This is a genomic window from Aeromicrobium sp. REDSEA-S32_B7 (assembly GCF_001626145.1).
Taxonomy (GTDB): Bacteria; Actinomycetota; Actinomycetes; order Propionibacteriales; family Nocardioidaceae; genus Aeromicrobium; species Aeromicrobium erythreum.
This window is the reverse complement of the sequence record NZ_LUNF01000053.1, coordinates 23,491-37,116: the sequence shown is the minus strand read 5'-3', so window position 1 is coordinate 37,116 and position 13,626 is coordinate 23,491. Positions and strand designations below refer to the sequence as shown.

The 13,626-nt window shown below is 69.3% G+C and carries 13 protein-coding genes; 1 reads left to right on the top strand and 12 read right to left on the bottom strand.

All coding sequences use genetic code 11. The features are described 5' to 3' along the window. Positions 1–26: 26 nt before the first annotated feature. From A6Q79_RS04070 to A6Q79_RS04060, 3 genes are all read right to left on the bottom strand, one after another. Positions 27–1,805 (bottom strand): type IV secretory system conjugative DNA transfer family protein, encoded by a 1,779-nt coding sequence (locus tag A6Q79_RS04070; RefSeq protein WP_289016879.1) that lies wholly within the window; start codon positions 1,803–1,805, stop codon positions 27–29. Continuing rightward, on the bottom strand, positions 1,802–2,320 hold the full coding sequence (locus A6Q79_RS04065) for a hypothetical protein (RefSeq protein ID WP_286689361.1): 519 nt from the start codon (positions 2,318–2,320) through the stop codon (positions 1,802–1,804). Before A6Q79_RS04065 ends, A6Q79_RS04070 begins: the two co-directional genes overlap by 4 nt. A 378-nt stretch (positions 2,321–2,698) precedes the next feature. Continuing rightward, entirely contained in the window at positions 2,699–3,082 is a 384-nt protein-coding gene (locus A6Q79_RS04060; RefSeq protein ID WP_286689360.1) for a MerR family transcriptional regulator, read from the bottom strand. A 191-nt stretch (positions 3,083–3,273) separates the two neighbouring features. On the opposite strand from A6Q79_RS04060, the gene A6Q79_RS04055 reads away from it, so the two are divergent. Beyond that, a complete protein-coding gene (locus A6Q79_RS04055) occupies positions 3,274–4,797 on the top strand; it encodes a SulP family inorganic anion transporter (RefSeq protein WP_286689359.1) in 1,524 nt (507 codons plus the stop codon). A 92-nt stretch (positions 4,798–4,889) separates the two neighbouring features. Here A6Q79_RS04055 and A6Q79_RS04050 read toward each other — a convergent pair whose 3' ends face one another. From A6Q79_RS04050 to A6Q79_RS04010, 9 genes are all read right to left on the bottom strand, one after another. Continuing rightward, positions 4,890–6,398, bottom strand: a complete 1,509-nt coding sequence (locus A6Q79_RS04050; RefSeq protein WP_286689358.1) for an ATP-binding protein — start codon at positions 6,396–6,398, stop codon at positions 4,890–4,892. Continuing rightward, on the bottom strand, positions 6,395–6,877 hold the full coding sequence (locus A6Q79_RS04045) for a hypothetical protein (protein WP_286689357.1): 483 nt from the start codon (positions 6,875–6,877) through the stop codon (positions 6,395–6,397). The genes A6Q79_RS04050 and A6Q79_RS04045 overlap by 4 nt, the downstream gene beginning before the upstream one ends. A gap of 26 nt (positions 6,878–6,903) precedes the next feature. Further along, entirely contained in the window at positions 6,904–7,695 is a 792-nt protein-coding gene (locus tag A6Q79_RS04040; protein WP_286689356.1) for a hypothetical protein, read from the bottom strand. A 50-nt stretch (positions 7,696–7,745) separates the two neighbouring features. Continuing rightward, on the bottom strand, positions 7,746–9,212 hold the full coding sequence (locus A6Q79_RS04035; RefSeq protein WP_286689355.1) for an SCO6880 family protein: 1,467 nt from the start codon (positions 9,210–9,212) through the stop codon (positions 7,746–7,748). Positions 9,213–9,218: 6 nt separating this feature from the next. Next, on the bottom strand, positions 9,219–10,550 hold the full coding sequence (locus A6Q79_RS04030; RefSeq protein WP_286689354.1) for a conjugal transfer protein TrbL: 1,332 nt from the start codon (positions 10,548–10,550) through the stop codon (positions 9,219–9,221). Positions 10,551–10,601: 51 nt separating this feature from the next. Further along, positions 10,602–10,871 (bottom strand): DUF6112 family protein, encoded by a 270-nt coding sequence (locus A6Q79_RS04025; protein ID WP_286689353.1) that lies wholly within the window; start codon positions 10,869–10,871, stop codon positions 10,602–10,604. 128 nt (positions 10,872–10,999) lie between these two features. Further along, complete coding sequence (locus tag A6Q79_RS04020) at positions 11,000–11,266, bottom strand: DUF6112 family protein (protein ID WP_034722682.1); 267 nt, start codon at positions 11,264–11,266, stop codon at positions 11,000–11,002. Continuing rightward, on the bottom strand, positions 11,266–12,888 hold the full coding sequence (locus tag A6Q79_RS04015; RefSeq protein ID WP_286689352.1) for a M23 family metallopeptidase: 1,623 nt from the start codon (positions 12,886–12,888) through the stop codon (positions 11,266–11,268). Before A6Q79_RS04015 ends, A6Q79_RS04020 begins: the two co-directional genes overlap by 1 nt. 13 nt (positions 12,889–12,901) lie before the next feature. Beyond that, positions 12,902–13,591, bottom strand: coding sequence for a hypothetical protein (locus A6Q79_RS04010; RefSeq protein ID WP_286689351.1), 690 nt, complete (start codon positions 13,589–13,591; stop codon positions 12,902–12,904). Positions 13,592–13,626 lie beyond the last annotated feature (35 nt).

Here is a 13,626-nt window from a genome sequence, read left to right as displayed (position 1 = left end):
CAGGTGCTCCTTGCTGCGACCGGCGTTCAGGTGTCGGAGCGGCGCAGCAGGGCTTCCATCTCGGTGCGGTCGGCGACGAGCTGGCCAGCGTCGGGGCGCTTCGGCCAGGGGTGCAGGTCGGTGACGATCGGTGGTGCGGCACGCAGCAGCACGATCCCGGTCCCGAACGGGAGACGCCTGATCTTGTCGGGCGGGAAGATCGGCACCCGGCGCACGGACCTCTGGTTGGAGCGGGTGCCGTGATCGCCCAGCGTCACGGAGTCGGTGTATTCGTCGCGTTCGCCGACCAGGGCGCTCAGGTCTTGCAGGTCCCGGCTGTTGGATGCGCCGCCGAGGATGACCTTGACGATGCTCGCGTCCCAGATCGCGTTCGCCTGGTGCTCGTTCCACTTGTCCCGCGCCTGCGCGAGCGATTGGAGCACCGGCATCGTTGTGATCCCCGACCCGCCGCCTTCGGCCATCAGTGTCGGCAGTGACGGCAACGGCGAGAGGTTGGCTATCTCGTCCAGCGCGAGCAGCATCGGCGGATCGAGACGGGCGCCGGCCGATCGTGCGGCCAGGCGGCGGGCGGTCTCGATGAGGTCTTCCACGAGCGCCGCGACGAGCGGGGCGCTGGCTCCGGCACCGGAGCCGGTTGCCAACAGGAACAACGTGCCGCGGTCGCGGATGAACGCCTCGGGGTCGAAACCCTCACCAGGGGCGGGTGATACGGCGTCGAGCACGCGCGGGTCGGCCAGCGAGCCGAGAGCCAGGGAGACGCCCTGCCAGATCGAGTCGCGGGTGCGGGGGTCGGAGTCGATCATCGCTTCCAGGGACTCGGCCCATCCGGTCGCGGCCTGGGTGGAGCCGGTCAGGATCGCCACCGCGTCAGCGGCCGCGGTCGGATCGAGAGTCCACCGGAACAGCTCGGCGGGCGGTCGGTTGTCGATCGCCGCCGCGTGCAGCAGTGCTTGGAGCGCGGCCCGTGTCTTGCCCTCCCAGAAGCCTCCGCTATCGACGCCGCCCGCGGACAGGCCGGTGCCGGCGGCGAGCCCGGTGGCGCGGATCATCGCCGTCTGCGGTGACTCGCAGCCCCGGACGGGTGACCAGCGCAGACCGGCGGGCAGACCCTCGGCCAAGTGCTGGGGGTCGAAGATCGCGACGGGTCCGATCCTGCGGCGGGCGCGCATGGTCGCGGTGAGGTTGTCCGGCCTGGTCGAGGTGACGACGACGGCACCGGGGGCATCGAGGATCGCCGGGATCACCAGATGCAGGCCCTTCCCGGAGCGGGGCGGGCCGATGACCATGATCGAGTCCTCGACCGAGGCCCACACGCCGGCGCTCTTGGAGGTGCCGAGCCGGTATCCCACCTCCTGTGGCCGTGGGTCGCTCAGACCGGGGCGCAGGTTTCCGGCGCGGCGCAGCAGCGCCTTGTCGGACGCAGCGGCGGTGACCTCGTGCCGGGTGGCGATCCCGGCCATGCGTCGCGGATCGGCTTCGATCCGGTGAGTGTGGCGGCGCAGCCGTAGCCACACCCAGAGCCCGCCGGTGACGAGGCCGGCGAGCAGCAGCCCGGCGACGAGCCAGTAGATGACCGGGTTGAGGCCGTCTGCGTCGAGCGCCAGGCCGGGATCGCCGGGGCGGAACAGCACTCCGACCCCGGCGGCGGGATCGCTGGCCGGCTGGGGTGTGCCGGTCAGGAACGCGGCCACTGATCCAGCGGCGCGCAGGATCAGCGCGACGCCGAACAGGACGACCAGGCCGATCATCGCGGCGTTGGTCAGCTCGTCCCCGAACGAACCGGTCTGGTGACCCTGCTCGTTCACGGCAGCCGCCGGATGTTCGTGGTGCCGGAGACGCGGCCGAACAGGATGACTTCGATGACCCCGCCGGCGTGATCCACTCCGACCCCGGCCGGGTCGATGAGGGCACGGGTGGTGCCGGTGTGGGCGGCGTCGGTGTGCCCGGTGATGACGGCGACCGCCACGTCCTCGCCGGGAACGAACCCCTCGCCCTCGATGGCGTAGAGCACCGGCCCGGTTGGCGCTTCGGGTTCCGATGTGGGCTCGGGGCGGGAACGCCGGCGGCGGGCGGCGATGATGTCGGTGAAGGTCGTGCCGTCCGCTTCGCGGACCTCGACCCTGGCCGGTGTCGTCCGGTCGTTCGTGGCGCGGTCGATGATCTGCCCGAACGAGGATCGTCGCCAGGGCGGCGCAAAAGGGTCGGGGTCCAACCGTTTCCCGTCGACGGTGACGGTCACGGTGCCGTCCTCGCGCACGTCAAGCACGACGAGCGGGATCGAGACCGGGACAGGCTCAGGCTGCGGCTTGGGTTTCCTCATGCCGCCAGGTGCACCCGCCCCCTACCGGCAACAGTCAAGGGCCGCAGGACGCACGGGGGTTGGCGGCCGGGCCGGTCACGACTCCGGGAGGAACCGTTCGGCGATCCCCAGCAAGCGTCAGTCCAACCGATGAATCGTCAGGAGTCCGGACGAACGTTCAAGAATACGGGGAATTTCTAGCCTTCTGTCTCTACAGCCGCATCTTCGTTGCAGGTCTTCGTTGCCCGTGAGGTGCGCCGTGCGCGACAGTGGACAGGAGCGCTCTCAGGAATCTCGACAGATCATCATGATTCCTTGAGGCCGTAATGCACTATGCGATTATGATCATCGAGCCGCCGGCTGATAGCTCCCTGCAAGCACGTGAACGGGACGCGGCGACTACTTCTCGATCTGAGCGTTGAGCAGCCCGATGAACTCATCTGCAGCATCAAGCTGCTGCGCGAGCTTCGCTCGACGCTCTTGCGCGTCATCCAGGAACTGCGCCAACGCGACTTCTCCGTCCGCTCCGCGCGCGTCATTGCTGCGCGTACTGTCCAGCGCTCGGAGCAAGTCACCCATCTGCTCCAGCGAATACCCCAGCGGCTTCATCCGGCGGATCAGCATGAGCCGGTCGTAGTCGTCCTCGGTGTAAAGACGGAACCCACCCTCTGAGCGGCCCGACGGGGCGAGTAGCCCGATCTGGTCGTAGTGGCGGATCGTGCGCAACGACAGCCCCGTGCGTTCGGCCAGCTCTCCGATGTGCATCATTCCGGATCCAGGCATGGGTTGCTCCTTCGTGATTCGCTCTCAACCCTCACGTTACGTTAGAGTCGACTTTTGTGCCCGCGTCTTCTGCCGGGCATCCTCCCGACTGCCAGACCGCAAGTGGGGGCTGTCGGGCGCGCGCCGAGACGCGCGCTCTCACTCTTCGATGGTGTCACGCCTGACCCGCCCTGACCTTGGAGGCCTGCCTCATGACCACAGTGACCATGACCGCTGAAGACCGAAACCGGTATCGGCCCGAACCCTCAGTGCTGACCGCGCTCAAGACCCCGCGCATCCTCACCCGCGAAGTCCTCGCCGGCCTCGTCGTGGCCATGGCCCTGATCCCGGAGGCGATCAGCTTCTCGATCATCGCCGGAGTCGATCCCAAGGTCGGGCTGTTCTCCTCGTTCATCATGGCTGTCACCATCGCGTTCGTCGGCGGGCGCCCCGCGATGATCACCGCCGCCACCGGGGCAATCGCACTCGTCATTGCGCCGGTGGCGCGGGAGTACGGGATGGACTACTTCATCGCCACTGTGCTGCTCGCAGGCGTGCTGCAGATCGTGCTCGCCGTGTTCGGAGTCGCGAAGCTCATGCGGTTCATCCCGCGCAGCGTCATGGTCGGCTTCGTCAACGCCCTGGCGATCCTGATCTTCATGGCCCAGGTACCCGAACTCGTCGGCGTGCCCTGGATGGTTTACCCGCTGGTTGCAGTAGGGCTGCTGATCATGATCTTCATGCCGAAGATCACCAAGATCATCCCGGCGCCCTTGGTGTCGATCGTGCTCGTCACTGCTGCGGTCGTGGTCTTCGCGATCAACGTTCCCGCCGTCGGCGACAAGGGCGAGCTGCCTCGCAGCCTGCCCGAGCTGTTCATCCCGAACGTGCCTTTGACCTGGGAAACGCTGACGATCATCGCCCCCTACGCGTTGGCGATGGCGCTGGTCGGGCTCATGGAATCGCTGATGACCGCGAAACTCGTCGACGATATTACCGACACGCACTCGAACAAGACCCGCGAAGGCTGGGGGCAGGGCGTCGCGAACCTCGTCTCCGGCTTCTTTGGCGGTATGGGCGGCTGCGCGATGATCGGCCAGACCATGATCAACGTCAAGGCCTCCGGCGCGCGCACCCGAATCTCGACGTTCCTCGCCGGTGTGTTCCTCCTGATCCTCATCGTCGTCCTCGGCGACATCGTCGCGATCATCCCGATGGCCGCCTTGGTCGCGGTGATGATCATGGTCTCGGTCGGCACCTTCGACTGGCACTCCATCAAACTGTCCACCCTGCGCCGGATGCCCAAGAGCGAGACCACCGTCATGGTCATCACCGTCGCTGTCGTCGTGGCCACCCACAACCTCGCAATCGGCGTCGTCGTCGGCGTGTTCGTCGCCTCCGTGATGTTCGTCCGCCGCGTCGCCCACCTCATCGACGTGCGCCGCGAGGTCACCGAGCAGGACGGCGCGCCAGTCGCGCACTACACGGTCGAAGGGCAGCTGCTGTTCGCCTCCAGCAACGACCTCACCACGATGTTCGAGTACGCCGACGACCCCGACCGGGTGGTCATCGACCTCACGAAATCCCACATCTGGGACGCCTCCACCGTCGCCGCGCTCGACGCGATCGAGACGAAGTACGAACAGCACGGCAAGACCGTCGAGTTCATCGGCATGAACGACTACACCACCGCGTTCCACGCCCGACTAACCGGCGGGCTCGGCAACGGACACTAATATCATCAGCCTGAACCGTGGGGTCGCATCTTCCACGAACATGCGACCCCATAAGCCCTCCACAAGAGTCTCGATCCTCGTCTTCCCGCGAATCAGGCTTCAGGAATCTTGAACCTACGGGGATCGCCGGTCATGCGAGCGGTGGTGTCGAACGCGGCCAGCTCGGCGGGGTGGAGTTGGTGCTGCACGACGAAGGCCCGGTCCTTGATCCGCCAGAGCCCTTGCCCGGTGCCGAGTCCGGGCAGCAGGCCGCGTTCGGTGCCGGTCAGTCCGAGCGCGACGGCGGTAGGGCCGAGCTGATCGGTCTCCTGCCGGTAGACGATCCTGGTCTCCGCGTTGGCCAGCAGGCTGTTTGCCAGAGCCCGGTTCGCCGACCCGGCATCGCCGACGTTCTCCAAGTCGGTGAGCTTGTGGAACACCAGCAGGTTCGCCAGCCCGTAGTGTCTCGCCAGCCGCCAGTGCGCGTCCATCCTCCGTAGGAGCGCCGGGTGGGACATGAGCCTCCATGCCTCGTCGTAGACGACCCATCTGCGGCCCCCGTTGGGGTCGAGCAGGGCGGCTTCCATCCATGCGGATGAGCAGGTCATCAGCACCGAAATCAGCGTGCTGTTCTCGGTGACGCGCGAGAGGTCGAGGCTGACCATCGGCAGGGACGGGTCGAACCTGACGGTGCTGGGCCCGTCGAACAAACCGGCCAAGTCCCCGGCCACCAACCGGCGCAGCGCGTGGCCGACCTGGCGGCCGTCCTCGGTGAGTCGCCCGTCCGGGTCGTCGGCAGGGTCGGGGCGCAGCAGCCGCTCGACCACCATCGGCAGGATCGGCACGGCCGCATCGCGCACCGCGCCGGCCAGGGCCGTGTCGATCGCGGTGTGCTCCAACGGCGCCAACCGCCGATCCAGCACCGTCTCCGTCAAGGCTCCGAGCAGATCGCGGCGTCGCGCGGCCAGGGTGGTGGCCCACTCCTGATCCGACAGGCCGCCGGGCCGGTAGCCCTCATCCAATGGGTTGAGCCTGTTGCCCATCCCGTGCCCGAGGACGATTGCTTTCCCGCCGACTGCCTCCGCGACGCCGGAGTGCTCGCCCTTGGGGTCGCCGGGCACATAGACGCGATACCCGAAGGGCAGACTGCGGGTGTAGAGGCTCTTGGCGAGCGAGGACTTCCCGGAGCCGACGATCCCGGCCAAGATCAGGTTCGGCGCGGTGATGATGCCCCTCCGGTACAACTCCCACGGGTCGTACACGAACGACGAGCCGCTGTAGAGGTCTTGGCCGATGAAGATTCCCGCGGCTCCGAGCCCGGCTTCGGCCAGGAACGGGTACTGCCCGGCGAGCACGGCACTGGTGTCCTGATGCCGGGGCACCCGAAACCGGCCCGGTGTCCTCAGCGCCGCTGGACCGGGCTCGCCGGCGGCGGGCAGGTAGACCGTGGCGCGGCGTTCGGCCCGTTCGGCGGCGGCCTTGGCCTGGGCCGCTGCCTTTTCGACGTGACGCTGCTCGGCGACGAGCCGGGCGGCGGCTTGCCGCCGCTGCTTGCGCAGCCGGCGCCGCTCCGAGGCGGGCGCGACGAGGACAGCGGTATGCAGCTTCTCGCCCCGGCTCACAACGACCGCCCCCGCGTCTCGGAGACCCAACCGCCGGCGAGACGGTCGAACCACGACGAGTCCGGCGCCGGGCGAGGTCGCTGCGGCATGTCCGGCTTGGGCTGCGGCGAGTCCTCAATGCCGAGCAGGGCCAGCGCGTCCGCGTTCTGGTGAGCGGTCTCAGCGACCCAGCCGGGGAACAGGCCCTCGTGTTCGGAGCTGCTGCCAGGGTTGTTGATGGCGTGCTGGCGGGCGTCGCCGGCCGCGGTCAGGTAGCCAGCGAGGTCGCGCATCGCGCGGTCCGGGGCCACGGCCGCTCCGGCTCCGGTGAACAGGTCCCGGCCGTCGAGCGTCTGCCCGGTCGCGGTGTCCTCGATGCGGTGAGCGTATCGCTGGTGCTCGCCCAGTGGCGAGTCCGGCCATACGGTCAAGGTGAGCGTCCCTACTTGCCGGGACATCGGAGCAGTGGGGTCTGCGCTGTTCATGGCGGGCAGGTGCACGCCCGCGCGTCTCTGTGGTGGCTATGTCAGAGCGACAGCCCGCGAGCCTGCTTGACCGCGGCGACGCCGGGATGCTCGAACCAGCCCCCGTCTCGGACGGCGCTGCGTCGAGCTGCCGTCTCGCGGCCGGCGGTGTCGCGGGTCGGCGGGACGTGCACGGCGGTGGGCGGGTCGATGGCGTCTTCGGCGGGGATCAGGTGCCGTCGGTAGAGCGCGACGTGCCCGGCTTGGAGGTTGTAGGTCATGGCGTAGTCGCCGGTCTCGGCCTGCCGGTCTCCGGGGTAGACGGGGGCGGTGTCGTGGACATCCCCGTTCTCGAAGGCGGCGTTGGTGGTCTCGTCGCCGTAGTCCCACATGGACAGATGCTCGATGGCCGCCTCGTCGCCGCCTCGGTCGATGAGGTCGAGAGTCTGGTCGGCTTCCTCGCCTTGGAGGAACACGACGCCGATCCACCGCTCGACACGTCGGTCCTGCGGGTTCCAGACGATCCGGCCTGACTGGTTGAAGGCGGCGCTGAGGCAGTCGTCGGCCTGGTCGATGAGGGTGCCGGCCTGGTGCAGCTCGTCGGCGGCCGCCAGTGCCGCGGCCGCGCCGGCGGCGTGGTCGCGGGCGTCGTCGGTGACGTGGTGCTGACGGGTCAGGTGGGCGGTGGCGAGCTGATCGAGCACCTGCCGCAGCGATCGCAGCCCGCCCAGCAGGTCTCCTATCACGGCGTAGGTGTCGGCCGGGTTCTCGAAGGCGCGGGTGGCGTGCGCGAGCCCGCGCAACGCCTCGTAGGCTTCGCTGGCGTCGCGGGCCGGATCAGTGAACGTGGGCATCACGGGCCTCCTTCAACGAGGGTGGGATGCCTGCCAGGTGAGCGCGCCGCTCACACCGTGCGGCACAGCGGCAGCGCCGCCGCCGTGAACGCGACCGCTTGCTGGCCGACGAGCCGCCGGGTCTCGCAGGAGGCCTGGATCGCGGCTTGTTCGATCGCGGCGACCGCGGCTTCCAGCTCGTCGACGCTGGGGGCGGAGACGGAGATGAGCCCGGAGACGCGCAGCACGCCGTGGCCGGCGGTCAGGTCGGCTTCTTGTTGCAGGACGTCCTGGTACTCGGCGGTCTGGGCGGCGTCCTCGATCTGCCCGATCCGGGCGCGCTGGGCTGCATCCGAGATGTGCTCGACCTTCTTCTTGCGGATGTCGCGGGCCGCCTGGTCCGAGCGCATCGGGGTGTAGACCAACGACACCGATCGTTGGATGCCGGTGGAGAGCAGCACCGGCGCGAGAAACCCCGGATAGACGAGACTGCGGGGCCATTCCGAGACCCACAGGACGGTGTGCCACGCGGAGTCGGTGCGCAGGTTGCCCCAGGTCTCGGTGACCGCCACCGGCCCGGCGGCGGCGAGTTCCTGCCCGAGCCGCCCGTGGCGCTCCAAGGTGGCGGCCACGGCCGGGTCATACGCCGAGCGGAGGATGACCGCGACCTGACCGGGGCCGAGCCACCCCAAAGGGGTCAGGTCCGCAGACCGCAGCGCGGCGACCAAGGTCGCCATCTCCTGCCGGAGCACTGCGGCGGCGCCGCGGATGCCGCCGCCGGCGGTCCTGATCTGCCGGGCGGCGACCTTCATGTCCAGGGAGAGGCTGACCGTGGTGGCGTGCCTTTCCCCGGCGGGGCCGGCCCGCTCGATCAGCTCGCGATAGGTGGTCGCGGCCCAGGAGCCGTCGTCGGTGCCGTGCTCGGCCCACCACTCGGCCAGCCCGCTACCGGAGTCCGGCAGGGTCCGTTCGAGCACTTGCAGGGTCGCGATCCTCCCGGACCGGCAGACCGTGGCGAGCACTCGCCCCCACGAGGCCACCCGCCGCTCCTGCTCGCCGGGGTCGAGCAAGATGAATGCCGGATGGGTCACTTCCGTCACGACTGTCAAGGTTGCCTGGCGGGGGTCGTGGATCATGCACGCCCCGGTCTCGGGGTCCAGGTGCTCCCGCAGCCGGGCCATGTCGCCGGGCAGCGCGAGGTTCCCGGCCGGGCGGGGCTTGACGATCCGGCGCCGGTAGAGCAGTTGTCCACCGGTGGAGCGCCACAGCCACCAGAGCGCGACCGGGAGCCATTCGACCATCGGCCTACCGGCGACCGGCACCCACGTCAGCACCATGGCGAGCAGCCAGACCGGGGCGGTGTAGGCCAGCAGCATCCCCGCGCCGCCGTAGAACGCGGCCAGCAGCGCCAGCCCGCCGATGCCGAGGGTGACGAGCTGTGCGACCGAAAGGCCGAGCAGCACCCCGCGGCGGGTGAGCCGGCTGAACTTCATTGGCGTCAGCTCGCTACCGGGTGTCTTCTGTTCCGTGGTGGGCATGACTGGTCACTCCTTGCCCCGCGGCGATGCCGTGGGGTTGGACGGCTCCGTGCGAATCCGCGGCTGCGGCGTGGACGGCGGGGGCGCCTGCGACGGCGGCGGGGTGCCGCCGTTCTGCCCAGCTGCTGCGTCCGCGGCGGTCTCGGCCTGACCGGCCACCGCGTGCCCCGCCTTTGGCCCGGCTTCGGCGGCGTCCTTGGCGACCTTCGCTCCGATCACGACGGCTGCCGCCGGTCCCGCGGCGGCCCCCGCTCCTGCTCCGGCACCTGCCCCGCCTCCGGCACCTGCGCCCGCTGCGCTGGCTCCGCCTCCTCCCGCAGCCGGCGCGGGAGCCTTGGGCGGTGGGGTTCCGCCTGATCCGCCACCGGACCCACCACCACCTGTCGGGCCTTCGAGAACCTTCTTGGGCTCGCCGCTGCCTTGAGGCTTGGACGGGATCGGGACGGGACGGTTTAGCGCGTTCTTGGCCTCCTGCTCGGTGCCCATCTGCTGGTACAGGTCGAAGCCGACGAAGGAGACGAAGCGGTAGACCATGTAGGGCGCGAAGGCCGCGATGCCCATGAGCACGATGCCGGTGATCGGTTCGGTGACGGCGGCGATGTCCAGCTCGATCGGGGTGGCGATCTGCGTGACCGCCAGCAAGAAGATGACGACGAGCACGAGCTTGCTGATGATGAGGGCGATCACGAACGCCGCCCATTTCCCGATCCACCCCTTGGTGGCGTCCCAGGACGCGCCGGCGAACGCGATCGGCGCGAGCACCACGCCGACCAGCAGCAGCGCCTTGCGGATCAGCAGGCTGAACCAGACGATCGCGACGGCGGCGATCATCAGCCCGGCCAGGAAGATGGTCACGATCGCGCCGACGCCGGGCGCGGCGATGTTGATGCCGCTCAGCCCGGCGGCGAGCAGGATGATCTTGTCGCCCATCGTCCCGGTGGTCTCCCCGGACGCCTGGATGATGCCGATGCAGAGCTGGTCCACGATTTCCAGTGCGAGCGCGGTCAGCGTGACGACCACGGACGCACCGAGCACCGATTTCGCCGCGCCGAGCGCCGCACGGGACAACGCGGTCGGGTCCCGGCGTATCAGCCCGGTGATGAGTTGCAGGCAGAAGAAGATGAGGACGAGGAAGACCCCGATGCCGAAGATCAGGTTGTAGACGCTGGTGAACCCGTCCGTCTGGACATCGACCAGCGTGGTCGTGTCGAACACGGCCCACATCGCCTCGATCAGCCAGCCGGCCGCGCCGCCCATCGCCTGGGCGAGCCAGTCGAACGGGGCGGCCACGACCGTCGCGGCCGCCTCGCCGGCCACGTCGCAGACGGTCGAAATCACGGGAACGTCGCAGACACCCATCACGAATCTCCTGCTGTGTGACCGGCCGTCTCAGACGGCCTGGCCGACGTTCCAGAAGAAGTTCACGAGCGTCACCGCCGCACCACAGATCACCGCAGCACCGCAGGAGATGAGGACGCCCAACTTCCCCCGACCGGAGAGGTGCGGGTTGCTGGAGTTGGCGCCGTAGGCCCACACGATCGCGCTCACGATCAGCGCCAGGACACTGAGGATGAGGCCGACCGTCATCACGGCGCCGACGATGGTGCGGAGCTGTTCGATGCCCGGCAGGCCGTTGCTGTTGGGGTCAATGTCGATCACGGCGGGTACTCCCTCGCTGAGCGGATGGCTTGGTGATGGCGAGGTAGGCCGGCGAGCGACTGGACACCGGCGAGCGCGTGAGGACATGAGAAAGGACTCCCCACAGGCGTGCCTTCACTCGGTGCGGGTCAGAGCTGGTTGCCGAGGGCGATGAGCCAGTTCACCCATGCGACTCCCGCGCCGGCGAGCGCGGCGGCGCCGACGCCGACGAGCACCCCGACCCGGCCTTTGGAGGCGAGGGCGGGGTTGCCGTGCGACGCGCCGAACGCCCAGCAGATCGCGGAGACGATCACCATGAGCACCGCGACGATCAGCACGATCGTCAGCAGGGCGCCGATGACCTGTTTCAGATCGCCGATGCCGCCCAGCCCGTCGAAGTCGGGGAACACGTCCATCACGCACCGCCGGCTTGGACGGTGATGTGCAGGTGGTCGATGTGCTTGGTCGTGATGTCGGTGCCGCGGGTGTAGTCACGCCAGCCCTCGGCGTCACGCGCGAGAGACCAAATCTGGTTCTGCCAGATCAGGTACTCCACGCCCAAGACCTCGGCATGGTCTCTCAGCCAGTTCGTGAGCGCCCATCCGGCTTCGAGCTGCGCGGGCGTCGGGTACTGGCCGATCGCGTTACCGAACGTCACGTCACACGCGCGGCCCAGCGGGTGCTCGGAGACGGTGCCCGGACGGGGCGAGTAGCACGCCCACGAGGTGTCGGGGAAGGCCGCGCGGGCCTGGGCCATGACGTGCGCCATGCGCGCGGTGATCTGCCCGCTGCTGGTGGGGTCATCGACCATCCGGTCGGGGTCGCCGTCCAGCGGTGCCGGCGCGCCCGCGGTGCCGCCGCTGGTGTCGCATCCAGCGGGGCTGCCGACGGTGGCTTCGGGCAGGTCGGCCGCGTTGTGGTCGTTGAGCCACGCTGCGGCGTCGACGGCCTCGCCATTGGTGCCGCCGGGCCGGACCTCGAAGTGCAGGTGCGGTCCCGTGCTATTGCCGGAGCTGCCGACATCGCCGATGTGCTGGCCCGCGGTCACCCGGTCACCCGCCGAGACGTGGATGCCGGACTGCCACATATGCGCGTAGGCCGTCGCCACCGTCGCGCCGTCGATCTGGTGCTCGATGACGATGAGCCCGCCGTAGCCGCCGGAGAACTCGGCCACGGTCACGGTGCCGTCCGCGACGGCGAGGATCGGCGTACCGTCCGGTGCGGCGAAGTCGGTGCCGGTGTGGAACGACGGCTCCCCGGTGATCGGGTGGATGCGCGGCCCGAATGGGGAGGTCATCACCCAGGTGCCCTCGGGCAGCGGGAACACGACCCGTGAGGACTCCGCGACCGGACCCGCCGCCAACGGGGCGGCGGCCGGGCCGGCCGCACCCGTCGCGCCGGTGAGGGCGTCGAGGATGCGTTCGGCGACCGGCTCGTAGTTGCGGTAACGGTCCGGATAAGCACTGACCTCGACGGCCTGCGCGGCCTCGCCGGGGTCTATCTGCGCCCAGCCGGGAATGTCCAGCAGGCCCCGCGGTGAGGGATAGTTCGGGCCATCGGGTCCGCCGTAGAACGCGCGGGCCTGATAGGTCGTGTCCATCAGCTCCGCGACGGTTCCCCAGCCGGATTGCGGGCGCATCTGAAACAAACCGAGGGAGTCGTGGTCGCCGCCGTTGCCGTCGTTGGGGTAGTTCACGGACTCGGGGTAGGCGCCCGTGTTGGCGAGCTGGCGCAGGGTGCTCTCGGTGAGCGCGGCCATCAGCGCGATCTTGATGCCGGCCCGGCCGACGCCCTCGATGCTGCCGCCGACCGTGACGATCGTGGCCGCGTGCGTGAGCTGCTGCCGGTTCAGCGTGAAGGTGGTGCCGTCTTGGGTGGTGACGGTCAACGAGTCGGGAACGGTGCCCACGGTGACGCTGCCGCCGGGGACGGCGCAGTTCGCGGCGGCGGGGTTCATCAGCACGCCGATCGACAGCAGGACGCAGGCAGGCCCGAACAAGACGAAGGCGAGTCCGAGGATGAGGAGCTTCTTGACCACGACGCGCCTCCTGTCATCGCAGCGGGTTGTCGAGCTGCGACAGGCGCAGCACATGACACAGGCCGGTGCGGAACTCCGGTGCCGGGGGCGGGCAGGCCAGGAAGATCGTGAACGACACCGGATGCTCGCTCGTGACTGTCTCGCCGTTCCAGACGCCCTCGCGGTGCCGGGTTCCTTCGATTGTGACCGCGGTCGCACCACGCGGGAGCTGGCCGGGCTGGGCCTGCTCGACCGCGGTGTCCCATGCCTCGGGCACAAAGGAGGACTCGATGGTGAGGTGCTGGGTGGTGGCGTACTTGCGCAGCTCGATCCACGCCTCACGCGGGGGCAGATAGGACGCGATGTCGGAGGCGAGGCCGGCCTGTTCGGTGCCGGACGGGTCGCCCACAGCGAGGATCACGCTGGTGTAGTCCAAGGGCATCAGCCCCGAGCCGGTATCCCACGCGAACAGGGCCTCGGCGACGTTGCGGGCGAACTCGTCGGGATCGCTGGACGGCGTAACCTGCGGCAGTCGCGGCGTGTCCGGCCCGGTCTCGCCCGGCGCGGTGACCGCGGGGTCTGATCCGGGATCGGATGTGGCGGGTCGCTGGGGGCCGGCGATGAGCCCGTAGACGCCGATGCCGATCAGGATCAGCAGGGCGAGGCCGGCGGCGATCATGGCGATCAGGCGGCCACGGGACCAGGAGGCGGGATTCGTCTTCATATTGCCAGGTGCTCGCCGCCCGGAACGACGACGGA

Excerpts from the sequence above, each read along its gene's own strand:
- A6Q79_RS04065 (WP_286689361.1), bottom strand. The coding sequence starts at position 2,320 with ATGAGGAAACCCAAGCCGCAGCCTGAGCCTGTCCCGGTCTCGATCCCG.
- A6Q79_RS04060 (WP_286689360.1), bottom strand. The coding sequence starts at position 3,082 with ATGCCTGGATCCGGAATGATGCACATCGGAGAGCTGGCCGAACGCACG.
- A6Q79_RS04055 (WP_286689359.1), top strand. The coding sequence starts at position 3,274 with ATGACCACAGTGACCATGACCGCTGAAGACCGAAACCGGTATCGGCCC.
- A6Q79_RS04040 (WP_286689356.1), bottom strand. The coding sequence starts at position 7,695 with ATGCCCACGTTCACTGATCCGGCCCGCGACGCCAGCGAAGCCTACGAG.
- A6Q79_RS04035 (WP_286689355.1), bottom strand. The coding sequence starts at position 9,212 with ATGCCCACCACGGAACAGAAGACACCCGGTAGCGAGCTGACGCCAATG.
- A6Q79_RS04020 (WP_034722682.1), bottom strand. The coding sequence starts at position 11,266 with ATGGACGTGTTCCCCGACTTCGACGGGCTGGGCGGCATCGGCGATCTG.
- A6Q79_RS04010 (WP_286689351.1), bottom strand. The coding sequence starts at position 13,591 with ATGAAGACGAATCCCGCCTCCTGGTCCCGTGGCCGCCTGATCGCCATG.